This is a genomic window from Clostridium carboxidivorans P7, assembly GCF_001038625.1.
In the GTDB taxonomy this organism is placed as follows: Bacteria; Bacillota; Clostridia; order Clostridiales; family Clostridiaceae; genus Clostridium_AM; species Clostridium_AM carboxidivorans.
Genome location: NZ_CP011803.1, coordinates 3,040,575 through 3,065,862, shown reverse-complemented (window position 1 = coordinate 3,065,862; position 25,288 = coordinate 3,040,575). Strand labels below are relative to the sequence as shown.

Genomic DNA, 25,288 nt, shown 5'->3' with positions numbered 1-25,288 from the left:
ACTAGTACTTGTGCCTTTTATAACATTATCTATCTAAGCTTTAAAAGTCTATTTTTTAATTGTTCTTCAATGTTTTGTAATTCTACTTCAGCTTCTTTGCGCTTTTGACGTCCTTCTGTTTGTATACGAAGCACTTCATCAAGAGTAGAAATTAATGATTCATTTGTTTGACGAAGAGTATCGATATCAACAATTCCACGTTCAGATTCTTTGGCCACTTCTATAGTTGACATTTTAAGTGTTTCTGCATTCTTGCGTAGAAGTTCATTTGTCATATTAGTTACTTCATTTTGAACTTTAGCTGCATTACTAGAATGAGCAACTCCAAGAGCTAATACTATCTGACTCTTCCAAAGTGGAATTGTATTCACAATAGTAGATTGTATTTTTTCAGACATTAAGGAATCATTATTTTGAACTAAACGAATTTGAGGAGCCATTTGAAGAGAAATCATTCTAGTCAGCTCCAAATCATGAATTTTTTTCTCAAAGCGGTTACAAAGAGCTACAAAATCATTTGTTGCTTGTGCATCTTCAGGAAGTCCACTAATTCTTGCTCTTTCTGCTAGAATAGGAAGTTCTTCTTTTTCTAGTTTTGAAAGCTTCTTTCTTCCAGCTAAGATATACATACAAAGTTCCTTAAAGTATACCTTATTTATTTCATACATTTTGTCAAGCATAGCAATATCTTTTAAAAGTTGTATTTGATGCTTTTCAAGGGTATTGCAAATTTTATTTATATTTCCCTCAACTTTGTCATATTTTGCTTTCATGTGATCAATCTTTTCCGAAGCTTTTTTGAAAAAGCTAAAAAATCCTTTTTTCTCTTCTGAAGTATCGAAATTCTTTAGTTCAACTACCACATTAGAAAGCATATCACCTATTTCGCCTAGGTCCTTAGTTTTTACGTTATTTAAGGCAGTTTCAGAGAAATCTGCAATCTTTTTTTGAGCACCTACTCCATATTGAAGAATTGAATTTGTATTAGTTATATCAATTTTATCGACAAATTCATCTACCAGCTTTTTTTCTTCTTCTGTTAAATAGCTATCATCAAGAACATCTGGTTGATTCTTTTCCTCTTTTATTTTAGTAATGGGAAGCTCATCTTGAAAAGGTTCAAAGCTTAAGCTTGGTGTCATATCAACATTTTCCTTAAATTCATTATCCAATTTTAATTTACCCCCTTTGTTTTTTAGCCGTTACTTTTTAAAATCCTCTTTAGTCAGTCCTTCTTGTGTAAATAGTGTTTCAAGTACAGAAATATCTGTGGAAATATCTAAAGCTACTTCACCAAATAGATCATCTAACAGTTTTTCGAAGGCAGTATTTATGACATCTATACTTCTTTCAATTTCATTTTTGGCAGTTTTTATGTTATCGCCTTGAACTGGCTGTTCATTTAGCTCCTTATAGGAATTAACTAGCTTTAATGTAATTGGAAGATAGTGATTGGTAAATTTATTAACTTCGGGAAGCTTTTGAGGATTATTTTCTAAATGATGAAATATTTGACTTACAACATTTTGAAGTCTATATAATTTTATTGAGATTTCTTCTTTATTAATAGCTGTGTTTGCACTTCTTATTTGTTCAATATAGTTTTTTCCTAATTCAATTACATCTCTTAATTCTTTTTTTTCTGGATCGTTTAATTCTTCTTGTCTTTTTAATTCAGCTTCATTGCGGCGCTTAAGAGATTCTTGTGACTCTAAATAATTATCATAAACTTCATCATTTAACATGAAATATGTCTGTTTATCGTCAATATGTGCTTGTGGAAACATATTTAAATCAATCATTTTTCTTAAATCTTTAACAACAAATTTATTATTTCTCCTAGCATCAGATGCTAATTTTTCTATTGAACAATAATCAAGGCCATTGAGGGTACTTACATAGCCTTTAAAACGCTTTATCCTTTTTCTTAAACTTAGACCTCTTAAGGCTAAAACTATACTTGCAATAAAAAAAGAAAATAAAAGTCCCAAAGTAATAAAGTTAACTGTTGAAATTATACTTAGAAAAGAAATAAATACAGAGTATGCAATCAGCATGGCAAATAGAGCTCCAGTGCCAATAAAGCCGAAAACTGTATAAAGTATTCCTGATACGCTCCCAACTGGTCTTTTAGCAATATACATTTGTATATTATTTGTGTCCTTGGAAGCCATATATTTATGTCTATGATGTCTTTTCCTTTTTATTTTTTCATTAAAATAGTGTGATTTATCTTTTAACTTTGCTTTAACTTCATTTAAAGAATTTTCAGTTCTATCGTCAATATCATCTTTTAATCCAGCAAAGTCTATAGCATCGAATGTATTTTTTAACGTATCTCTGATTTGATCTTCAAAATCAGAAAAATCCCTTCTTCTCATTTTGGCAGCCTCCAAATTATTTTCGTATAACTTAATTAATTAAAATAATATTTCGCATATATTATATATCATTCTTATATAAATTACAATTTGTAACAACTTCTCCATGTAAGTTTTTGGATAAGCGAATGAGAGTAATTATTTTTTCAAGATGCCTTATATAGGACAAATATAAAAAAGGTCATTTTAATAGTATATTTACCATTAAGATGACCTCTTCTATTTTTAACTGGAACTCATTGCAAAATTCCAGAATTACATATAAAGAATATAACAATCTACCTTGCACAATTATAGATAGCTTATCACCTTATTATGATGTTGCCACCATAATAAAGCAAATCACAACCTATAATCATGGTTCGTTCAACCAAACAAGATACCTACTCAACCCTATACAACCTTTCGGCTGTATAGAATCAACAGGAATAAAGTAAAACTTACAAAATTATGGGTAAGGCCATAATGAATTGTGTTTTAGTCAATCCGTCGGCACCCTGAGTAGTCTTAACTCGACCTTATAGAATAAATTGGAATCCCATTATAATCAATTAATCGATGTCGACTATAATAAAACTTTTCTCCACCCTATAAGATCTGCCCTCTGACTATATAACAGCCACTTTTAATGACCATTATATAGTCGTTGGTCGACCTGTATATACCCCACTTAAAGGAGCCTATAGAAGTCTGCGTTCAACTGTTATGTCCCTTATGCTATTAATATGTGCAATTATTTTAAAAAAATACGATAATAAAAATGTAAATTTTGTAAAAAATCATGCGATATAAAATCCAAACTAGTAACTTTAAGTGTATGCATTTAATTGCATTGTTATAATTAATTTAAGTAGGTTTTAGTAAATTAAAGTAATTGTTTATGGAATTTAAACTGAAGAGTAGTGTAGAATATATAATGAAAAATATTTTATTTAGATTGGTATGATATAATTTAGTAATTAATAGCTCAACTTTTTCTAGAGGACAATTGTGTATGTGCCAAAGTTGAGTTAATAACAATGAGAATTTAACGTAGGAGTACAATAAACAATGGATGATCACAAGATTTTTATACCACAGGATACAAAACATATAATGAAAATTTTAAAAAATAAAGGATATGAGAGTTATGTTGTAGGTGGATGTGTAAGGGATAGTTTAATAAATAGGGAACCTAAGGATTGGGATTTAACTACAAATGCACTACCAGAGCAGACTTTAGAGATATTTAAGACTGAAGGATTTAGAGTTATAGAAACAGGAATAAAACATGGAACAGTAACTATTCTCATGAATGGCAATCCTTATGAAGTTACAACTTATAGAGTAGATGGAGAATATTTGGACAATAGGCATCCTGATAATGTGACTTTTACAACTTCATTAAAAGAGGATTTATCACGCAGAGATTTTACAATTAATTCAATGGCCTATAATGAAGATAAAGGCTTAATTGATTACTTTAATGGAATTTCTGATTTAAAAAGCAAGATTATTAGATGTGTTGGAAATGCTGATGAAAGATTTAATGAAGATGCATTAAGAATGCTCAGAGCAGTGAGATTTTCTTCTGAACTTGAATTTAAATTGGATTTTGAAGGCACATTTAGTGCTATTAAAAAGAATTGTAATCTAATAAGAAATATAAGTGTAGAACGTATAAGGGAAGAATTTTGCAAAATTTTAATATCACATAAACCAAGTAATGGAGTTTTAGCTTTAAAGGAAACTAATCTTTTGGAATATATTTTACCGGAGATAGTTCCTTGTACTGGATTTAATCAGCATAATGTACACCATGATAAAGATATTTTTTATCATACGTTATCAGTACTAGATAATGCTCCTAATAACATTAATATTAGATTAGCAGCGCTGCTTCATGATATAGGAAAACCAAAGTGCTTTACAATGGATGATAAAAATATAGGACATTTTTATGGACATAATAAAGTAAGCGCTGAAATTGCAAGAAAAATATTAGTAAGACTAAAGTTTGATAATAAAACTATAGATACAGTTTATTTATTGATTTATGAGCATATGAGCAAGTTTGATAAGATAAAACCTTATAGTATTAAGAAGTTTATGAATAGGGTAAAAATTGAAAATTTAGAGAGTTTATTTGAACTTCAAATAGCAGATATTAAAGGTTTAGCAGAAGAGTATCGTGATTATAGCAAAATTTTATCACTTAAAGATAAATGTGAAACTATAATTAAGGAAAAGCAACCATTAAATATGAAGGATTTAAATATTAATGGAAGTGACTTAATAAATTTAGGCATAAAACAGGGAAAGCAAATAGGAGAAATACTTGAAGCCCTTTTGGATAGAGTTTTACAAAATACTGAGCTTAATAATAAAGAAAAACTTTTGAATTTAGTTTATGATGAATATATAAATAAAGATGAAACAGGAAAAAAGTTGTAAAAAAAGCATATTGTGACACAACTTTTTAGGTGAAGTCCGCATTGAATATATGGTGTATAAAAGCCAACCGTTCATTAAGGAGCTCTAATGCCTAAAATTTAAAAAATCTCTACTCGCTTAAAAGTCCCATCCTTGGGACTTTTGAGCGAGTAGAGATTTTTTAGTTAAGGAAACTTCACTTCCTTATGTCAGAGGAGTAAGCGATTCACATAAAATCATAGATTTTGGTTCACTGCTTAACACCTCCTAAATTCTCTCAAAAGCTTTTATCCACCATATATTCAAAGCTACCTCCACCTAAAAAGTTGTGTAGCAATTATTGTAATTCTAATATGAAAAATTGCTTATAATACACTATTATATGACTCTCAATAAAAAGCGTAGCTTTCATAATACTTATTACTTAGTTTATGCATATTTTTGGATACTTTTAAAAATATGTTATGGCGCAGCCTGAAAAAATAGTAAGTTAGTTGATTATTAAATATATTTAAAATACTTGTATATTTTAGCATTATATTTGTAAACGGTAAACAAAGATTGATGATTTAAATAAGCAAATTAATGATAAGGTGAAAGATAATGACAAGTGGGAAAAAGAACAAAAAATAAGTAAAGAAAAAGAATATGAAAATGATTTAATAAATATTCAGAAAAATGCTTATGACAAACTAATTAAAGATCAGCAAGATATTTTAAATGACAAGTATAAAGATATGAACTATTTGACAGAAGATTATTTAAAGCAAATAAAAATACAATGTGGTAATAATGATGTTTTAGTTCAACAAGCATTAGAAATTGCATTAAGTAATACTCAAAAAGATTTGACTGGTTTTATAGCAACAACAGATGGAAAAGTTGTAGAAATGCATGATTGTATACAAACATTAGTTAATGAAACTATAAAAGCTTTAAATGATATAAATAAAAATGAAAATAAAGATACAACAATTACGACACCATCTATTTATGGTGGAACAGTTACAAATTCTCAATCTAAAGTAGATGAGTATATGAAAGCAACTCAAGATTTAAGAGAAAAAGCTTTGGATGATGTTTTGAATGGTAATTCACAAAATTTATCAAATTATCATAATCAAGCAGAAACTTTAGATGATAAATATGGTGTTAAATTAGATACTGGAGGATATACCGGAGATTGGGGAACTAAAGAAGGAAAATTAGCATGGCTACATCAAAAAGAATTAGTATTAAAAGAAGATGATACTGAAAATGTATTGGCTACTGTAAAATATGCTGATAAATTAAATAAAAATTTATTGGATAAATTTAATTTAAAGGATTTTGAATTTAAAACTTCAATTTCTGAAATTAATGTACAAATACCTAGTGATATAGTAGCAAAAAATAATAATGAAGCTAAACCAGTACAGCAGCAAGTAACTATTCAGGCTAGTTTCCCAAATGTTAAAGATTGTAATGAGATCGAAAAAGCATTTAATCAAATGGAAACTCAGGCTATTCAATATTTAAGAAAATAGGTGATGTTAAATGAAAGCAAATGAGATATTAGAAAAAGTTTATAAAACAGTTGATAAAATAATTAAGGAAAGATTTAAAAGTCTTTCCTTTAATCGTTGTATAGAGGGTAGAATAATTAAAAGAAATAACGATGGAACTTATCAAGTTAATATAAATGATAAAGAAAGTAGAGTTCAAGAAAAGAAAGAAGTATATTATAAGAATGGTGATTTAGTAGATATATTAATTAGAAATGGCAATTATAGTGATAAATATATACTTTGGAAAAAGTAAATTATAAAACCATGTGACATAAACATACTTGATTTAATATGTACTGAAATGATAATATAGGCATATATGGACTTTAATTACAAAATTCCCATATATTAAGGAGGATAAATTTAATGAAAAACAAAATATTAAAAACATTAAGTATGCTATTTATGGCAGGATTAATATCTTCTACTGTAAATATGTCAGTATCAGCAAAAGCATCGGCTATAGATATAGTTGATAAAGATGGAAAAGTGTATGAATATCAATATCAAGCATTAAAATATTCTGCATCGGTAGCAGCATTAGATTCAACTAGTATGGATGCAAAATTATATAATGATTTCTTATCAAGAAAAGCTTCTGTTAAAGCATATTATGATGATGTAAATAAAGATTATGTAAGTCTTGATATTATAACAACAGCAGTCCTTGATGGAACAATAAAAGATGAAGGTACTTTTCAAAAATTTATGGAAGATAAAACTACTCGCCCAATAAAATTATCAGTAAGCAAAATTACAAGTAATAATGGACAGATTTTAATCGATGGTCAAATAACAGGTACAACACCATCAGTAGATATGAATTCAATTAAATGCAGTAATCCATTAGACTATATGTCAACGGTAGTAACATTTAGATTATCTAATGTTAGTGATCCACAAGATTATACAGTGACAGTAAAAGGAAAGATAGCAATTTATAATGCTACAACAGGATTGTTTGGTGTAACACTTGATGGGAAAATAATTGTATCTGATTTAGCATCAACAGATTTTGTTGTTAGTAAAATATCTGGAGCTAATACAACGATAAGTAATATAAAAGATATAATTTCTACAGTAAAGCAAGGTGATAGTTATACTTTACCAAGTACGGTACAAGCTACTATGAGTGATGGAAGTATTCAAAGTGTAAATATAACATGGAACAAGACTGCAGATACAAATCAAGTAGGCACTTTCACGTTTAATGGGACTGTTAATGGATATAGTAATAAGGTAACATTAACTTTAGTTGTAAATAAAACTAATGATGATATATTTAAGTATACTGTGAATTTAGATTCAAAAATGAATGATAAATTACAACAAAATGTGAGTATTAAATTAGCTGATAATATAGATTCAACACAATATGATATTTATTTACAAGGATATTTTGAAGGTAGAAAATTAACTTATAATAAAAATTTAAATACTTTTAATTATGTCATTGATTATGGATATCCAAATGATACTTTATATACAGAAAATGATATAAGAAAAATAATTAGAATACAAAAAAAAGATGGAACAATAGTATGGAATCCTAGTAATGATACGTATGTTGGAATAAAATATATACATGACGATATGCAATTTATATATACAACAATAAATCAAGAAGATAATTATACTCCACCTTCTCCTATAAAAGTCACATTAAATGATGATACTATTAAAGATATAGATGTTATATGGGATAAAATAGATACAAGTAAATCAGGTAAATATGTATATTATGGTTCTTTGAATGGATTTAAAGATTATTCTTGGAATAAACTTAAATTAGTATTAACCATTGAACCTAAGACTAATGTTGATGAAAGCAAAATAAAAATACAACATGATGATGTAGAAAATATAACATGGTATATGCCAGAGACATATGTATTAGGAAACATATATATATATATTGGTGAAAATTCATCTAAAGAAATATGGCTAAGACAAGTATTTAAATATCATGGAGATGATTATATTTATATAAAACAGTATGTTATTAATATAGATGGACAAATATATAAAATTACACCTAATACTAGTGATATTAAATATAATTATTATAGTGGTGGATTAAATGTTGCAGTTTATGATACAAATATTAATCTAGATTTAATACAAAAAATAGCATCTTCTACAAAAACAATTATTCGATTACAAGGAGATAACGATAGTAAAGATTTTATTATAAGTCAAGCAGAAAAGGATAATATAACTAATATTTTAAATAAATACAATCAAATGTTAGGAAAATAAAATATTATTAATTAATAAGAGATTTAGTACATTTTTTACTAGATCTCTTTCATTTTATAAATATTTAATAAAAGTTGGGGTAATAAATTAAAATCATATACGTTTATGCTAAAAGGTAAACGGTAAACCATGTGTACTAAGATAAACAAAGCCGCCATTTATGGCGGCATAAAAATCTATTGATTTTGTTTTTTGCACTCACCTGAAATTTTTTCAGACCATGGAAGAAGATCATCAATGAAATTCTAACTGAACCTTCTGTTCAGCACAAGTCAGGGAAAGATTTTCTGTAAGTTGTTGCATGGTCATAAAAAGAGAAATGATATCTTCTTTATCAAATTTAGTTAGTTCTGCTTCTGAAATTCAGTTTTTTTCAGAGTGCTGAATACTTCTTTCCTGATGCGACGTTGCCAGTAGTAGAATTGCTTTTCATTAACATTGTTTTCAAGACACCAAGTCCTAACACCCATGCCACTACTGAGGCATTCACGGACAATATTTGTCCACTGCATTAAACGCATTTCATGTGTAACTTTATCCATTAGTACTTCCAAAAAACTAATTTATCTACTTTGAAAAGCTTGTAGTTTTTTAAAGCTTGAATTAATTATCTCAAAAATACTAATTAAATACGAGGTACGTGTGTTTTACCGTGTGCTTATATTTTTCAATTACATAAATAATAAGTCTCTTTTAAGACATTTCAACAGAATAGAAATCAGTTGATTTTTAAACTAAATATATTAACCTAACATCAGGCTCTGACTTAATTTAGACGTTGTAAGTTATGATTATAAATATAATTTGGCTTACTAAAATTCAAACTTCCACTGTACCATTAAGTCGCAATATTTTTATATTATGTTAGCATTTATTTCATCTAAAATCATAGAAATCCCTTTTTTTATTTCAGCATCAGTTACATTACTTATGCTCAATCTAGCTAATTTATTATTACTGCAATTTTTTAAGAATGAATCTTCTGTATCTCTAAGTAATACATTTTTTGAATATAAATTTTTGATTAGATATTTGATATTCATATCATTAGTAATTTCAAAATTTGCGAAAAAACCTGAATCTGGAATATACCATTTTACATTAGAATTACTTAGATTCTTTGTCAACTCTTTAAGATATTTCATTCTTTTGGAATATACACTTTTAAGTTTTTCCTTATGAGAATCAAACAAACCGCTTCTGATGTAAATTTCCAAAGCTCCTTGAGATAGAATAGGTGTATTTAAGTCATCCCAGATCTTATATTTTTTGAAAGTGTCCAATAGTAATTCTGGAAGTACAACAGCGGAAACTCTTAATCCAGGAAGTAATATTTTAGAATAACTTTTTAAATATATTACTCTTGAAGATGAATCTAAAGCATACATTGGATCTGATTTTTTATTGATTTCTAAATCAGCAAGATAATCATCTTCAATTATATAAACATTATATTTTTCGCAAAGATTAAGTATTTGCTTTTTTTCTTCGTTGGAATAGGAGAAACCAGTTGGATTATGAAATCTTGGAATAATATAAAAAAATTTTATATTATTATACTTAAAATTTTTTTCTAATTCATCAAGGTTTATTCCATTAAAATCTCTTTTTATACCAAAAGCAGTTATATTATTAAGAACTATAGATTGTATGATGCCATGGTAGGTAGGCTGCTCCACAAGTACATTTTTTTGATTATTTGGAAAGTCCATTTTAGTCAATATGTTAATAGCTTGTTGTGAACCTGTAGTTATAAAAACACATTGCTTTTTAGCAAAAACTTGATAGTTTTGAAGCTGCTTTACTATAGCAAGAATTAAATTTTCAAATCCTTGAGTATTATTGTTGGAGAAAAGATTTTCCTTGTATAAATTCATTGCGCAATTTATACAATGCTGAAATTCTTCGTAGGGTAAAATTGAACTATCAGGTGCAGCTGTAGAAAAATCTATTTTTTTAGTAATAATATCATTGCTTGAAGTTAAATGGTTTTTGATAAGATAATGTCCGCTTTTAGGCATACAATATACCATATGTTCTTTTTCAAGTAAATCATATGCCTTAACTACAGTTACCTTACTACATTGAAATTGTACGCAAATTTTCCTTATGGAGGGCAGTTTTTTACCTGGCTTTATAGTACCTTTTGATATTTCACTTTTTATATAATTAATAATAGCTTCATATTTTGTCAAAATTATTCCCCCTGTTAAAGCTTGTTCAAAGTATTAATTTATTTTGTTCTATCTGTACTAGCCCACATTACAAAATCTATCATTGATTCAAACATATATATATTTTACACTTTAAATATACTACAAATATTGACTAAGATAAATATCAAGTGATTCTTAGAAGAACTTATCCAGGCGCTTAGCAGTGATTATCCCCTACCTGAGGAAGGTAGGGGCATTAGCAATGTTAACGATGTGATAAATTTTATAGTTAAGTATTTAGAAAGGATAAATATAATCATGAAGAATAAAAATGATATATTAGTTTTGATTTTAGGTATGGCAGGTTTTGTTTCAGCTGCAGATAACTGGCTTATTTCTCCAATGCTTCCGGCAATATCAGCTGGATTTGGTGCTTCAATTGCAAAAACTGGAATTATAATTACAGCATATATGATACCTTATGGAATAATGCAGCCCGTATATGGATTTTTTAGTGATAATTGGGGAAAAACTAAAGTATTACGATGGATTGTGTGTGGTCTTGCACTAGGGACTTTTGGATGTGCATTTGCAACTTCTTTATGGATATTATGCATTTTCAGAATAATTACAGGTTGTTTTGCAGCTGGAATTATTGCTGTATCTTTAGCTTTGATTGGTGATAGTGTGCCTTTAGAAAAGCGTCAATTTTATGTGGGCAAGTTTATGGGAATTGTTTTTTTAGGACAAGGGCTAAGCGTTGGTCTAGGAGGAATATTTGCTAATTATATTACATGGAGAATAGCATTTGCTTTTTTTGCAGTAATATCAATCTGTGTAGTATTTGCATTAAGAAAAATTCCTGAGAATGGTATAGTAACCGGAGGTAATAACTTTTTTTGTGAATTAAAAAAGGTAGTATTTTCTGAAAAGGGAAGAGTCATATTTCCATTAGCTTTGGCAGCCGGATTTTTGCTGCTTGGGTTATATAGTTACTTAGGAGCATATTTACATGATAGTGTAGGTTTAAATTATTTACAAGTTGGAGCAGTTGTAATGTTTTATGGATTTGCTTGTCTAGCCGCAGGTTCTAAGGTGGGAAATGTAAGTAAAAGATTTGGATATAAAAAAACCATCATATTTGGAGGCTGCCTTGCTTTAATTTCAGCTTTACTTTTAGCAAATTTACCTTATCTACAAACATCATGGATATCTGTGATTACCTTAGGTTTTGGATATATATTTATACAATCAACTTTAGCTACTTTGGCTTTTGATGTTGCAGCTGAAGCAAAGGGTCTGCCTTCAGCATTAATAGGATTAGGTCTATTTGGAGGTGGAGGATTAGGTTCTCAATTTAGCAGTTTTATACTTATTTACGGAACTTATAAAACACTTTGAATAACTTTTTCTATTGGAATTATGTTTTTTATTTTTATAGTATCTAAATTAAAGTTTCATTAATTAAGTTTATGCAATGATAATTATGCGACATAAGTGAAGTAACTTTCAGCTGTATTCCAGCTGATATATGCTGTGAAGGAAAAATCACTTCACAGTATATATCAGTCTGCATACAGCTGAAAGTTACTCTATTTTATATATATCAAGTGCCTTTTTTAACTCTTTATTTAGTATTTGAATTAGTAGTTGAAGCAAGTTTATCTGACCCTCTAAATTTCTTGAGTCTTGACTTATCAAGACTATGACCGATGATTGCTATAATAAGTATAGCCACCACAGTTGCCTGTCCTGCTACATAAGCATTTGTAACAAAACCAATGATTGCTATAATTAATACTGCTAGCCCTGTCAATATCTTATGCCTTGCAAAAAAAATCCTATGATCTTTGCCACAATTAGAGCATACACTTCCCTTATCTATTTCTTTACCACATGCTTTACAAGTTGTCAATTTACTCATTTACGTCCTCCTGAATTTTACTTTTTTATATTTTTGTTTCCTTTTTATCATAATTATAACAAAAAAATTATGTTTTTGTTATAATGTTTGAAAAATGTAAATATTCACAATAGGTTACAAGTATAAAAATAACATGTAAAGATTAAAAAAACTCTATAAATTCAATAAAATGTTAGAAGATAGAGAATGAACGATTTAAACGTCAGGAGAACTAGCAAGAAGATAGCACCCATACATGTAGTTGGAACGAACAGGCCATGAAGAACAATTATCTTATGACACAAATAGCAGATATGATAAAACAACTGTATGAGTGGCATTATCTGAAAGAAAGTGAATTTTGTAAAAGTGGAAATATAACCAAGAGACTTTTGTGAGGATTGAGAAGAATAAATAAGAAACTCCTCTTCGTTTCCTCAGAGGAGTAAGTAATTCGCACAAAATCGTAGATTTTGGCTCTCTGCTTAAAACATTTAGCAGTGATGACACCATTATCATATATAATGAAGTAAAAGTTAAAATCCAAACTTCTACTGCAACTTACGTTGTAATATGCTTATTATGTTAAACAGCATCCATTTCTGAATTTTCGTTATCAGCATTTTGAACAACACTATGATTCTTACCATAAGTGAAGTAAACAATTAATCCTAATGCCAACCAAACACAAAAGCCTATCCAAGTTTTTGCTTTCATATTAGCTAATAAGTAACCACAAGCTATTACAGTTACTATAGGAGTAAAAGGTACTCCTGGACATTTGAATTTTCTTTCGAAATTAGGCATAGTTTTTCTAAGTACCATAACTGCTATAGACACACACATAAAGCTTAATAATGTTCCAATACTTAAGAATTGCACGATAATATCAAGTGGTAATAAACCAGCTATTACTGCTGCTGTAATACCAGTTAATGCTGTAGAAATATATGGAGTTTTATGTTTAGAATGTACTTTTGAAAACATCTTAGGAATTAAGCCGTCTCTTGACATAACCATAAATACTCTAACTTGTCCGTAAAGCACTGCCATGATTGTTGAAATCATTCCAAGTATTGCACCAACTCCTACTAAAGCAGAACCCCAGGTTATACCAACTCTTGCTAATGCACCAGGTACTGCATTTTCAGCTATTATTTCTTTAAATGGAACCATTCCTGTAAGTACAAAAGCAACTGCTATATATAAAAAACTAACTATTGCTAAACAAGCTATAAGACCACGTGGAATATCTTTCTCTGGATTTTCAGCTTCTTCTGCTGAAGTTGAAATTGCATCAAATCCTATGTAAGAAAAGAATATTGTAGATGCTCCTGCAGCAACACCCTTCCATCCAAATGGTAAAAGAGGAACGTAGTTAGATGGTTGTATATGTCTTACACCTAAAAATATAAATAAAAGAATTATAAATACCTTAACACCAACAATAATATTATTTACTCTAGCACTTTCCTGCATTCCATAGTACAAAAGATAAGTTATAGCTAAAACTATTAAAATTGCGGGTAAATCTACAAATCCACCTTTGCTTGGTGATGCCACAATAGCATTAGGTAATGAAATATTAAATGTTTTTAATATACCAACAAAAGTTCCAGACCAACCAGAAGCAACAGCACTGGCTGCAACCAAATACTCAGCTGTTAAACACCAGCCTATTATCATTGCAATAAATTCGCCAAAAGTAATATAAGCATAAGAATAAGTACTTCCTGATACAGGAAACATTGTTGCAAGCTCTATATAGCATAGTCCACAAAGAGTTGCTACCATACCAGCAATAAGAAATGAAATAATAATTCCTGGACCTGCCATGTGAGCTCCCTCACCTGTAGCAACAAAAATTCCTACACCTACTACTGCACCAACACCAAGGGCTGCTATATCCTTGGCTTTAAGATTTTTCTTTAGACCAGTTTTTTGAACCCCATCCATCAACTGCTCTAAAGATTTCTTTTTGAAAATGTTCATAAAAAAGCCCCCTTAAAAAATTTAGTTTAATATTGAATTGTCAATGTACAATTTAAAAGTATTAAATTATTCAGAGCACATTTCAGCATACAATTTAGCAGTATACAGTTTAATAGTATACAGTGCGGCAATGAATAATATTTATATTATATAAAACTTTTAAGAAAAATGAAAGTTAAAATTTTATTATTTTTTAAAATAAATTAAAAATAATCATTATATCTTTATAATATTAGTATTTTTTGACTGTATTATTTTAAAGATTTTTAAAATAATAGATTAAAAAATGAGAAATTTCAATTGGTACAGGACTTTTTTATATAATGCAAATTTAGTTTAGCAGTGCATGCATAAATATTATATAAGTATAAGGACGAAATTTTAAAAAGAAATATAAAATTCAAACTAGTAATAAAATTGAAAGAAAACTATAATAAATATTCAATTAAATATATAATTGTTTTTAGACAAATTTAAAAGTCAATAATGAAAAATAGTTAGCAAAAGTTTTTTTTGAATATATAGTTCGTAAGACAAAAATTATGGTAAAATAGCAACTGGGAAAACTTTATTAACAAATGATATTAAGAATAAGGAGAAAATAGGAAATGATAAAATTATTTTGGTATAGTTATTTTGGAATTTATCTTTTAATTAAGAGTATTGTAACTAAGATAGATTTGTTACTTTTAACAAAAAAATCACAAGAAGCAATTGATGAATGTGTATATAAAAGATCAAAGGAAATATCTGATCACCTTTTGAAAAAGTCTAAAACTATTAGTGTTGCAAAGGGAAAAGAAAATATTCCACAAGGACCTTGTGTTTTTGTATCTAATCATCAAGCAATTTTTGATTGTTTTCTTATATATTCAAATGTATGTAAGTTATCAGGATTTATTGCTAAAAAGGAAATAAAGAAGTATCCATTAGTTAGTAACTGGTTAAATGTAATGCATTCTGTATATATTGATAGAAAAAATGTTAGAGAAGGAATGAAAGCTATTAATAAAGGAGTAGAAAATTTAAAAAATGGATATTCAATGATTATATTCCCTGAAGGTACAAGAAGTTTGGAATCAAAAATGGGTGAATTTAAAAAGGGAAGTATGAAATTGGCCATTAAAGCAAACGTACCTATTGTACCAATTACTGTTGATGGTACTTATAAGGTTTTGGAAGTTGGAAATAAGGTAAGAGGAAATGAAGTTAAGATAATGATTCATAAGCCTGTATATGTAGATAAACTATCAGAAGAGGAAAAGAAGAATTTATCAAAGATATTGCAGGATACTATTGAAAATGGTCTTAAGGATTTAAATACTTTAAAGTAAATGTATTATTTAGTGGCATCATATATATAACTTATTTTCTAGAATTGCACAAGTAGTACTTATTAAAATAATAAAGTTCTAGCGGCAAGTATTTTGTCATAGAGCTTTATTACCATGATTAGGAATAATATCACTTAATTAACATATATTGACATAAATACGATTAGGAATTATAATAAAAGTGGACTAACTAGTTAGTATAAGATAAATAATATTACTAAATCATATATTATTATATACCACATTGTTTTTACTCATCATTATTCTAATTTATAATCATTTTTAATAGTAATATGTTATTCAAATCTCTATTTTTAACCTTTGAATGCAAGATTGTAAGAACTTAAAGGAGGCAGCCTTAATGGAAGAAATATACATTGTTAGAGGAAATATTATTTTTACTAAAACCTTTGGAAAATTTGAAGTATTTGAAAATGGTTATATTGTAGTTGAAGGAAAGTATATTAAAGGTGTGTACAAAGACCTTCCAGAGAAGTTTAGTAAAGTATCAATAATAGACTATGGAAACTCACTTATAATACCAGGATTTGTTGATTTGCATTTGCATGCATCACAATATGGAAATATAGGGTTAGGAATTGATAAGGAGCTTATGCCATGGCTCCAAGAATACACTTTTCCTGAGGAAGCAAAATATGATGATATCAATTATGCAAAAAAGGTGTATTCAGCATTAATAAAAGATCTATGGAGATTTGGTACAACTAGAGCATGTGTTTTTGCAACTATTCATAAGGAATCAACAAAACTTTTAATGGATTTATTTGCTCAGTCGGGTTTATCTGCATATGTTGGAAAAGTAAACATGAATAGAAATTCACCAGAATACTTAGTGGAGGATACAGAAAATTCAATTTATGATACAGAGCAAATACTACAAGAATATTCTACAAAATATGAACTTGTAAAGCCTATAATTACACCTAGATTTGTTCCAAGCTGCAGCATGGAATTATTAAAAGGATTAGGAAACTTAGCTAAGAGGTATAATACTCCAATACAGTCACATTTGTGCGAGAATTATGATGAAGTTAGCTTTGTAAAAAAACTACATCCGGAATTTAAAAATTATGCAAGAGTATATGAGGGTGCTGGATTGTTTGGTGATGTGCCTACTATTATGGCTCATTGTATTTTGGTAGATGAAGATGAAATTGAATTAATGAAAAGAAAAAATATGTTTGTTGCACACAGTCCTCACTCAAATTGTAATTTATCAAGTGGAATTGCACCTGTTAGAAGGCTTGTTGAAAGAGGTATTACAGTAGGACTTGGTAGTGATATATCTGCAGGACACAGCTTGTCAATAGCAAACGTAATTGTAAGTAGTGGTCAGGTGGCAAATTTAAAATGGCTTGAAAGTAGTAAAGTAGATAAGCCTTTTAATACTGCAGAATTATTTTATATGGCAACAAAAGGTGGAGGAAAATTTTTTGGTAAAGTAGGAAGTTTTGAAGAGGGTTATGAGTTTGATGCTCTTGTTATTGATGATAACAGTTTGCCTATATTTAAACCATTGTCAATAGAAGAAAGATTACAGAAATTTATTTATACTGGAGATGATAGAAATATCAAAGAAAGATATGTAGCTGGCAAAAAAGTAAAAGAGCCTGAGTGTTATTAAAAATAAAGTTCTTCAACTTAACTAGTCTAGAGAACTTTAAATAAATTTTATAATGGGGGTTAATTTATGGAAAGTGGAACCAGTGGACAGAAAAATTCATTTCTAGAATCATTTTTTAAGTTGAAAGACAATAACACAAATGTAAAAACAGAAATTCTTGCAGGAGTTACTACTTTTATTACTATGGCTTATATAATATTTGTTAATCCAAGTGTGCTCAGAATAGCGGGGATGAATTCAGCAGGTGTAGTTGGGGATGCAGCTTCAAAATTCAATGTAGGTTCTGACCCAATTGTATCAGCGGTATTTGTTGCTACTTGTCTAGCTGCTGCTGTTGGAACATTTATAATGGGGTTTTATGCAAATTTACCTTTTGCTCAAGCTCCTGGTATGGGGCTTAATGCATTTTTTACTTATACTGTATGTTTGACATTGGGATTTAACTGGCATCAAGCTCTTACTGCAGTGCTAACTTCAGGTATTTTGTTTATAATTATTACAGTTACATCTATACGAGAAAAAATTGTTGATGCTATACCTCAAAATTTAAAATATGCTATGTCTGGTGGTATAGGACTTTTTATTGCTCTTATTGGTTTAAAGAGCGGCGGAATAATAGTTTCAAATAAGGCGACACTTGTAGGTTTTGGTAATTTTGCAGATCCAGGAACACTGCTTACTATAATAGGAGTTTTAATAATTGGAATACTTATGGCAAGGAATGTTACAGGATCTATTCTTATAGGTATTGTTTTAACTACACTTATAGGTATACCGCTCAAAGTTACTTCTCTTGCAAATTTGCACATTTTTAGTGCACCACCTTCTCTTGCACCTACTTTTGCAGCTTTTGATTTTTCTGGCCTTTTTTCAAAAGGGGGAACTTCTGTAGCTGGTGCAGTTTTGAGTTTTGTCATGGTTGTTATAACAATTTGCTTGGTTGATCTTTTTGATACTATTGGAACACTTGTTGGAACTGCAACAAAAGCAGGAATGGTAGATGAAAATGGTAAAGTTTTAAGGCTTAAAAAAGCTCTTATCTGCGATGCAGTAGCAACAACTGCAGGATCATTTTTTGGAACAAGTACTATTAATACCTATGTTGAATCAACTTCTGGTGTTACAGCAGGAGGAAGAACTGGCCTTACAGCTGTAACTGTAGGCATATTATTTATACTTTCATTGTTTTTTTCAGGACTTGTTGGAGTAGTTCCTTCACAAGCTACAGCACCAGCACTTATTATAGTAGGTGCTTTAATGATGGGAGTAATTAGAAATATAGACTTTAGTGATTTTACAGAAGCATTACCATGTTTTTTTGCCATTTCATTAATGGCTTTTAGTTATAGCATAGCAAATGGTATTGCAGTTGCAATGATTATTTATCCTATAGTAAAAATAGCTACTGGAAGGCATAAGGAACTTAGTCCAATAGTTTATGTTCTTGCCATACTGTTTGTGCTAAGATACTTACTACTTCCGTTTGAGTAAATAATATTATATTCTGTAATCTTAGGGGAAATGCAATGGCTCTTCCTCTAAGAATTACTTGATTAATAGATTGGAGAAATAGTGAATGAATAAATTGTTAGATAAAATTAATGCTGCTATGGGTAAGGTAAAAGCGGAACTTGTACTGAAAGATGCTTTTATAATAAATGTATTTACCCAAACTATTGAGAAAAAAGATGTTGCAATAAATGATGATGTAATTGTAGGAATAGGTAAATATGAAGGCAACCAGGAAATTGATTGTAAAGGTTTGTTTGTAGCACCAGGATTTATAGATTCTCATGTTCATATAGAATCTTCTATGGTAACTCCAGAAATATTTTCTGATTTAGTCATCAAAAAAGGTGTTACTACAATTGTTGCAGATCCTCATGAAATAGCCAATGTTTTAGGAGAAAAAGGTATAGAATTTATGCTGGAGAATAGCAAGAAAGGGGATATAGACACATTTTTTATGCTTCCATCCTGCGTTCCAGCAGTAGATTTTGAAGATAACGGAGCAGTACTTGAAGCAGATAACTTAGAAAAGTTTATTAATCATCCTAAAGTTTTAGGCCTGGGAGAAGTGATGGATGTTAATTCAGTTACTTCTGGAAATAAAAATATGTTGAAAAAAATTTTAATGGCAAACAATCAGAACAAAAGTATAGACGGACATTGTCCTAAAATTAATGAAAAAGAGCTAAATGCTTATTTATGTGCTAATGTTAAAACAGATCATGAATGTACAAATTACGAGGAAGCTCTACAAAAGGTAGCAAATGGGATGTATGTAATGCTTAGGGAAGGTTCTGCAGCTAGGGATTTGAAAAAATTATTACCTGCAGTAAATGACAAAAATTATGGTAGATTTATATTTTGTACTGATGATAGACATATTGAAGATTTGGTAGATGAAGGTAGCATTGATAACTGTATACGAATTGCTATAGATGAAGGAATGGACCCTGTGAAAGCATATACAATAGCTTCTTTCAATGCAGCTAATTGCTATGGATTAAAGGATAGAGGTGCTATTTCACCTGGCATGAAGGCTGATTTGGTAATATTTGAAGATATAAAAAAATTAAAGATAAAAAATGTGATTAAGAACGGTAAAATATATAAAGATAATCACATATATGAGGATATTTTTATCAAGCCTTCAGTAAATGTAGATTGCATAAAAGAAGACCTATTTCATATTGAAGCTAAAGGAAAATTTGTAAATGTAATAAAAGTGCATCCAGGGTTATTAGTAACTAAAAAAGAAAAAAGGGAAGTAAAAGTAAATAGAGGGTTAGTTCAATGTGTTGAAGGTAAAGGGGAAATTGTAAACAAAATAGCTGTAATAGAAAGACACAAAAATACTGGGAAACATTGTGTTGGATTCATAGAAGGATTAGGACTAAAAAAAGCTGCTATAGCTCAGACAATTGCACATGATTCTCATAACATAATTGTATTAGGCGATAATGATAAAGATATGGAAATAGCAGTGAATAATATTATACACAACAATGGAGGTATTGCATTTGTATCTCAGGGTAAATTGCTGGAGTGTTTAGAATTGCCAATAGGTGGGCTTATGACATCTCAGAATCCAGGTTTGGTTATGGATAAAATTACAAAGTTGAATTTGCTTGCAGTGAAGTTTGGTATTAAAAAAGAAGTTGATCCATTTTTAACACTTGCTTTTATGGCGCTTCCAGTGATTCCAGATATAAAAATAACTTCAAGAGGATTGTTTGATTATTCCAAATTTGATTTCATAGATTTATTTACGGATGTTTAGTTATATATTATGGAGATTTTGCTTAAAATTTAAATTCGAGGTATAATTTTATAATAAAGTATAATTTTTACTAGAAAGAGGTTATGATATGTCAAAAGATGCAAAGAAGAATATATTAGATGCAGCTATGAAGGTAATTGCTAGGGAAAAAATAAGCGGTACTCGTATGCATATGATTGCAAAAGAAACGGATAGAAGTCAGGCTAATTTGCATTACTATTTTCCAACTAAAAATGATATAATGATAGCCCTTTTAGATGATATACAAAAGCAATTTTCAGAGAATCGTAAGCAGTATATTGATTTAGACAATAAAGATGTTTTTCAAAATATAAGAGGTTTTTTTGAACAAAAGGAAGATGATATTTTAAATAACAAAGAATTAGATTATGTGCAACTTGATTACTGGGTTCAAGGTACAGTAAATAAGGAAATAAGGGAAAAGTTTCAGAAAACCTTTAATATATGGCGCAGTAGTATTAAGGAAGTCTTAAGTAAAGGGAAGTTTAAAGATGGTGCAGATGATGATTATAAAGATATGTTGACATATATAATGGTATCTTTAATGTTAGGAGCATCACTGCAGTATCTTATTGATGAAGACAAATTTGATTTAAAAAAATATTTTGATGCAGCTGAAGGCCTTATTGGTCAGTGTTTAGAAGAAGAAGGTTAGTTATTTACTAGCAAGGATAATACTATTTTAATTATACATTTACGAAAATTGTAACTATGGGAGTACAAGTATGGAAAGAGAGAGAAAAACAACAGGAGGTATAATTGTTGCAGCAGGAAAAATATCAGAAAAAAGTGAAGCATGTCCATTACGTAAGATCGGTTCCATTACTATAATAAAGAGAATTGTTTTAACTTTTCAAAAGGCTGGAGTTTCTAATATTGTGGTAGTCACTGGGTATAGGTCTCAGGAAGTTGAACACAATTTAGCTTATTATGGGGTTATATTTCTTTATAATCCAAAGTATGAAGATTCACAGATGATTGATTCAATAAAAATAGGATTGAATTTCTTAAAAAATAAATGTGACCAGGTAATAGTTAATCCAGTAAATGTTCCTTTATTCACACCAGAAACCATTCAAAAAATGATAGAATACGATAAAGAATTACTTTCACCCTGTTATCATTCTAAAATTGGACATCCTATTTTAATATCTTCTAAATTAATTCCCGAAATTTTAAAATACAATGGTGATAAAGGCATGGAGGGAGCTATCCAAAATATTGGGGTTTCAAGGTATTTGATGGATGTAGAAGATGAGGGCATTTTAAATGGTATAGGAGATCCTTGTCGGTTAGAAAAGCTTTTAAGAAAACATAATCAGCGTATTCTACATCCATTTGTTAAAATAAGCATTGAAAAGGAAACCTTGTTTTTTAATTCAAGAACAAAATTGCTTTTGCTCCTAATTCAAAATACACATTCTGTGAGAAATGCATGTAAACATATGGCACTTTCTTATAGTAAGGCATGGAATATGTTAAATCAATTGGAAGAAGAATTAGGTTATGCAGTAGTTAAAAGAAAACATGGTGGTCGAAATGGTGGAAAAACTTATTTGACAAAAGAAGGAGAAGAATTTTTAAAGAGATATGAACAATTTGAACACAATGTTCGTCAGTATGCAAAAGATGAGTTCGATAGATTATTTCAGAAATAAATAGAATTTTTGAATTTTACTAATAGAATAGGCAAGTTCTTTTTATAAAGAATTTGATAAAGATTAACTTCCATTTTATAATAGTTATAACAATAATTGTTAAAAATTATAAATAGGAGGTTATTTATGTTTAGGCTAAATATTAACGGTAAGGATGTAGTTTCTGATACTGATAAACCCCTATTGCGTTTTTTAAGAGATGATTTGAAAATCACTTCTGCAAAAGACGGCTGCAGTGAAGGTGCATGTGGAACATGCACTATTTTAGTAGATGGAAAGGCAGTAAAAGCTTGCGTACAAAAAGTATCAAGATTTGTGGACAAGAAAATTTTAACTGTTGAGGGATTAAGCAAGAGAGAAAAAGAAGTTTATGAATATTGTTTTGGAGAAGCAGGTGCAGTGCAGTGTGGTTTTTGTATCCCTGGAATGGTAATTTGTGCAAAAGCCCTCTTAGATACTAACCCGAATCCAACAAAGTTAGATGTAAAGAAGGCAATTAGAGGTAATATATGCCGCTGTACTGGATATAAGAAAATAGAAGAGGCCATTTTAATGGCAGCAAAATATTTTAGGCACAATCTTGAGATACCAGCACCTGTTGATAAATTGGGAATGAATCAAAAGTTTAAACGTGTGGATGTAGATGAAAAGGTAAATGGAACAGGTATTTTTGTGGATGATATTGAATTACCAGAAATGATTTATGCTAAAGCAGTTCGGTCTAAATATCCAAGGGCTATTGTAAATAAAATTGATATCAGTAAAGCACAGGCACATCCTGATTGTGTAAAAGTTTTACTGGCAAAGGATGTTCCACATAATATTATTGGACACATAAAACAAGATTGGGATGTAATGATTCCAGAAGGGGGAACAACTAGGTATATAGGAGATTGCCTTGCACTAATAGCAACTTATCATAGAGACAAGTTAGATGAGGTGTGTAAATTGGTTGATGTAGAATACACAGAATTGCAGCCAATCACTTCTCCTGAAGATGCTCTGAGAGCAGATGCACCTTTAATTCATGCAGATGGTAATATTATGAGCCGTTCTATTATACAGCGTGGAAATGCAGATGAAGCAATTAAAAATTCTAAATATGTGATAACAAGAAAATATAAAACTCCATTTCAGGAACATGGATTTATGGAACCAGAGTGTGCAATTGCAGCACCTGAAGGCAAAGATGGTATTTTGCTGTATTCAGGTTCACAATCTGTTTATGATGAGCAGCGTGAAATTTCAAACATGCTTCAAATTCCAAAAGAAAAAGTACATTGTCATTCCCAGCTTGTTGGAGGTGGCTTTGGTGGTAAGGAAGATATGAGTGTTCAACATCTCGCAGCATTAATGGCATGGCACACAAAAAAACCAGTGAAAGTAAAGTTTTCAAGACAGGAAAGCTTAAATTATCATGTTAAACGGCATGCAATGGAAATGGAATTTACAACAGCTTGTGATGAAAACGGATATTTGACTGCTATGAAAGGCGTAATTATTGCAGATACAGGTGCTTATGCATCTTTAGGTGGACCTGTATTACAAAGAGCATGCACTCATGCTGCAGGACCGTATAATTATCAGAATATTGACATTTTAGGCATGTCAGTTTATACAAATAATGTTGTGGCTGGAGCATTTCGCGGCTTTGGAGTGACACAAAGCTGCTTTGCTGCTGAAAACAATATTAATCTACTAGCAGATATGGTGGGTATATCACCTTGGGAAATGCGTTATCGTAATGCAATTCGTCCAGGACAGGTACTTCCAAATGGTCAAATAGCAGATGATAGTGTTGCAATGTCAAAATGCCTGGAAGCTGTTAAAGATGTATACGAATCAAACCCTTATGCAGGCATTGCTATAGCCTTTAAAAACAGTGGAACTGGAGTGGGAAATAGAGACATTGGTCGTTGTATTTTATCTGTGGAAAATGGAAAGGTTCATATTAGAACCTCTGCAGCTTGTATGGGACAAGGAATTGCAACAATGTGTACTACTATATTTTGTGAAGCAACTGGTTTAAATCCAGCACTTGCTGTTCATGAAAGAGCAGATACTATATATACACCTGATTCTGGAACTAGTACTGCATCTAGACAAACTGTTGTAACAGGGGAAGCTGTAAGACGGGCATCTGAAAAACTAAAATCGGAATTAAATAAAGGATTAAATCTTTACGATTTAGAAGGAAAAGAATTTTATGGGGAATATTCTGCAAAGACAGATCCAATGGGAGCTCCAAAGAAAAATCCAGTAAGTCATGTAAGCTACAGTTATGGGGCTCAAGTTGTTATCCTTAATGAGGAGGGAAAGGTTGAAAAGGTAGTTGCAGCATATGATGTTGGAACACCTGTTAATATTCAGTCTGTTGAAGGACAGATTGAAGGCGGAATTGTTATGGGACTTGGGTATGCTTTGACAGAAGAATTTAAAGTTGAGGATGGCTATCCTAAAACCAAGCTAGGAACACTAGGCCTTATGAGATCAACAGATGCTCCAGAACTTGAAGTTATTCTAGTACAAGGCAATGGAAAAATTCCTGAAGCTTATGGAGCAAAAGGCTGCGGGGAATTATGTCTGATTCCAACAGCACCAGCTTGCACTCATGCATACTACAGATTAGATGGTAAATTCCGTAATCAGCTGCCACTGAAAGATACATTTTATAAGAAGACGAAAAAATAAAAA

At 30.0% G+C, this 25,288-nt stretch carries 18 protein-coding genes; 12 read left to right on the top strand and 6 right to left on the bottom strand.

All coding sequences use genetic code 11. The features are described from left to right. Positions 1-29: 29 nt before the first annotated feature. Positions 30-1,172 (bottom strand): toxic anion resistance protein, encoded by a 1,143-nt coding sequence (locus Ccar_RS13390; protein WP_007060880.1) that lies wholly within the window; start codon positions 1,170-1,172, stop codon positions 30-32. A 30-nt stretch (positions 1,173-1,202) separates the two neighbouring features. Then, positions 1,203-2,381, bottom strand: a complete 1,179-nt coding sequence (locus Ccar_RS13385; protein ID WP_007064930.1) for a 5-bromo-4-chloroindolyl phosphate hydrolysis family protein — start codon at positions 2,379-2,381, stop codon at positions 1,203-1,205. Between the two features lie 1,050 nt (positions 2,382-3,431). Here Ccar_RS13385 and Ccar_RS13380 point away from each other — a divergent pair. The 4 genes from Ccar_RS13380 (at position 3,432) to Ccar_RS13365 (ending at position 8,599) form a co-directional block, all read left to right on the top strand. Then, positions 3,432-4,814 carry a CCA tRNA nucleotidyltransferase gene (locus tag Ccar_RS13380; RefSeq protein WP_007060883.1) on the top strand — a complete coding sequence of 461 codons (1,383 nt, stop codon included), beginning with the start codon at positions 3,432-3,434 and terminating at the stop codon, positions 4,812-4,814. A gap of 572 nt (positions 4,815-5,386) precedes the next feature. Next, positions 5,387-6,319, top strand: a complete 933-nt coding sequence (locus Ccar_RS13375) for a hypothetical protein (RefSeq protein ID WP_007060981.1) — start codon at positions 5,387-5,389, stop codon at positions 6,317-6,319. 10 nt (positions 6,320-6,329) lie between these two features. Then, positions 6,330-6,593 (top strand): hypothetical protein, encoded by a 264-nt coding sequence (locus Ccar_RS13370; RefSeq protein ID WP_007060982.1) that lies wholly within the window; start codon positions 6,330-6,332, stop codon positions 6,591-6,593. A gap of 113 nt (positions 6,594-6,706) precedes the next feature. Further along, entirely contained in the window at positions 6,707-8,599 is a 1,893-nt protein-coding gene (locus Ccar_RS13365; protein ID WP_007060983.1) for an Ig-like domain-containing protein, read from the top strand. A 344-nt stretch (positions 8,600-8,943) separates the two neighbouring features. Here Ccar_RS13365 and tnpA read toward each other — a convergent pair whose 3' ends face one another. Then, positions 8,944-9,141, bottom strand: coding sequence for an IS66 family insertion sequence element accessory protein TnpA (tnpA, locus tag Ccar_RS13360; RefSeq protein ID WP_050759717.1), 198 nt, complete (start codon positions 9,139-9,141; stop codon positions 8,944-8,946). A 312-nt stretch (positions 9,142-9,453) separates the two neighbouring features. Then, positions 9,454-10,794 carry an aminotransferase-like domain-containing protein gene (locus tag Ccar_RS13355; RefSeq protein ID WP_007060984.1) on the bottom strand — a complete coding sequence of 447 codons (1,341 nt, stop codon included), beginning with the start codon at positions 10,792-10,794 and terminating at the stop codon, positions 9,454-9,456. A 279-nt stretch (positions 10,795-11,073) separates the two neighbouring features. Between Ccar_RS13355 and Ccar_RS13350 the strand changes: the two genes are divergently transcribed. Further along, entirely contained in the window at positions 11,074-12,156 is a 1,083-nt protein-coding gene (locus Ccar_RS13350; protein WP_007060985.1) for an MFS transporter, read from the top strand. Between the two features lie 226 nt (positions 12,157-12,382). Here the strand turns inward: Ccar_RS13350 and Ccar_RS13345 are convergent, their stop codons facing one another. Together Ccar_RS13345 and Ccar_RS13340 are read right to left on the bottom strand one after the other, a co-directional pair. Continuing rightward, entirely contained in the window at positions 12,383-12,679 is a 297-nt protein-coding gene (locus Ccar_RS13345; protein ID WP_007060986.1) for a hypothetical protein, read from the bottom strand. A gap of 564 nt (positions 12,680-13,243) precedes the next feature. Beyond that, entirely contained in the window at positions 13,244-14,650 is a 1,407-nt protein-coding gene (locus Ccar_RS13340) for an amino acid permease (RefSeq protein WP_007064934.1), read from the bottom strand. A 608-nt stretch (positions 14,651-15,258) separates the two neighbouring features. On the opposite strand from Ccar_RS13340, the gene Ccar_RS13335 reads away from it, so the two are divergent. From Ccar_RS13335 to xdh, 7 genes are all read left to right on the top strand, one after another. Next, positions 15,259-15,984, top strand: a complete 726-nt coding sequence (locus tag Ccar_RS13335; RefSeq protein WP_007060988.1) for a lysophospholipid acyltransferase family protein — start codon at positions 15,259-15,261, stop codon at positions 15,982-15,984. Positions 15,985-16,345: 361 nt separating this feature from the next. Next, a complete protein-coding gene (guaD, locus tag Ccar_RS13330) occupies positions 16,346-17,629 on the top strand; it encodes a guanine deaminase (RefSeq protein WP_007060989.1) in 1,284 nt (427 codons plus the stop codon). Positions 17,630-17,695: 66 nt separating this feature from the next. Beyond that, positions 17,696-19,120 carry an NCS2 family permease gene (locus Ccar_RS13325; RefSeq protein ID WP_007060990.1) on the top strand — a complete coding sequence of 475 codons (1,425 nt, stop codon included), beginning with the start codon at positions 17,696-17,698 and terminating at the stop codon, positions 19,118-19,120. Between the two features lie 85 nt (positions 19,121-19,205). Next, positions 19,206-20,915 carry an adenine deaminase gene (gene ade, locus Ccar_RS13320; RefSeq protein ID WP_007060991.1) on the top strand — a complete coding sequence of 570 codons (1,710 nt, stop codon included), beginning with the start codon at positions 19,206-19,208 and terminating at the stop codon, positions 20,913-20,915. An 88-nt stretch (positions 20,916-21,003) separates the two neighbouring features. Continuing rightward, entirely contained in the window at positions 21,004-21,591 is a 588-nt protein-coding gene (locus Ccar_RS13315; RefSeq protein ID WP_007060992.1) for a TetR/AcrR family transcriptional regulator, read from the top strand. A gap of 70 nt (positions 21,592-21,661) precedes the next feature. Next, the gene (locus Ccar_RS13310; protein WP_007060993.1) at positions 21,662-22,594 is read left to right on the top strand and encodes an NTP transferase domain-containing protein; all 933 of its coding nucleotides are present in this window, start codon (positions 21,662-21,664) and stop codon (positions 22,592-22,594) included. Positions 22,595-22,720: 126 nt separating this feature from the next. After that, positions 22,721-25,285, top strand: coding sequence for a selenium-dependent xanthine dehydrogenase (xdh, locus tag Ccar_RS13305; RefSeq protein ID WP_007060994.1), 2,565 nt, complete (start codon positions 22,721-22,723; stop codon positions 25,283-25,285). The last annotated feature ends 3 nt before the right edge of the window (positions 25,286-25,288 follow it).

Bases quoted from the DNA above. Each gene is read 5' to 3' on its own strand.
- Ccar_RS13335 (WP_007060988.1), top strand. From the start codon at position 15,259: ATGATAAAATTATTTTGGTATAGTTATTTTGGAATTTATCTTTTAATT.
- Ccar_RS13325 (WP_007060990.1), top strand. From the start codon at position 17,696: ATGGAAAGTGGAACCAGTGGACAGAAAAATTCATTTCTAGAATCATTT.
- Ccar_RS13385 (WP_007064930.1), bottom strand. From the start codon at position 2,381: ATGAGAAGAAGGGATTTTTCTGATTTTGAAGATCAAATCAGAGATACG.
- Ccar_RS13340 (WP_007064934.1), bottom strand. From the start codon at position 14,650: ATGAACATTTTCAAAAAGAAATCTTTAGAGCAGTTGATGGATGGGGTT.
- Ccar_RS13345 (WP_007060986.1), bottom strand. From the start codon at position 12,679: ATGAGTAAATTGACAACTTGTAAAGCATGTGGTAAAGAAATAGATAAG.
- Ccar_RS13350 (WP_007060985.1), top strand. From the start codon at position 11,074: ATGAAGAATAAAAATGATATATTAGTTTTGATTTTAGGTATGGCAGGT.
- Ccar_RS13315 (WP_007060992.1), top strand. From the start codon at position 21,004: ATGTCAAAAGATGCAAAGAAGAATATATTAGATGCAGCTATGAAGGTA.
- ade (WP_007060991.1), top strand. From the start codon at position 19,206: ATGAATAAATTGTTAGATAAAATTAATGCTGCTATGGGTAAGGTAAAA.
- Ccar_RS13380 (WP_007060883.1), top strand. From the start codon at position 3,432: ATGGATGATCACAAGATTTTTATACCACAGGATACAAAACATATAATG.
- xdh (WP_007060994.1), top strand. From the start codon at position 22,721: ATGTTTAGGCTAAATATTAACGGTAAGGATGTAGTTTCTGATACTGAT.
- tnpA (WP_050759717.1), bottom strand. From the start codon at position 9,141: ATGGATAAAGTTACACATGAAATGCGTTTAATGCAGTGGACAAATATT.
- Ccar_RS13370 (WP_007060982.1), top strand. From the start codon at position 6,330: ATGAAAGCAAATGAGATATTAGAAAAAGTTTATAAAACAGTTGATAAA.
- Ccar_RS13365 (WP_007060983.1), top strand. From the start codon at position 6,707: ATGAAAAACAAAATATTAAAAACATTAAGTATGCTATTTATGGCAGGA.
- guaD (WP_007060989.1), top strand. From the start codon at position 16,346: ATGGAAGAAATATACATTGTTAGAGGAAATATTATTTTTACTAAAACC.
- Ccar_RS13310 (WP_007060993.1), top strand. From the start codon at position 21,662: ATGGAAAGAGAGAGAAAAACAACAGGAGGTATAATTGTTGCAGCAGGA.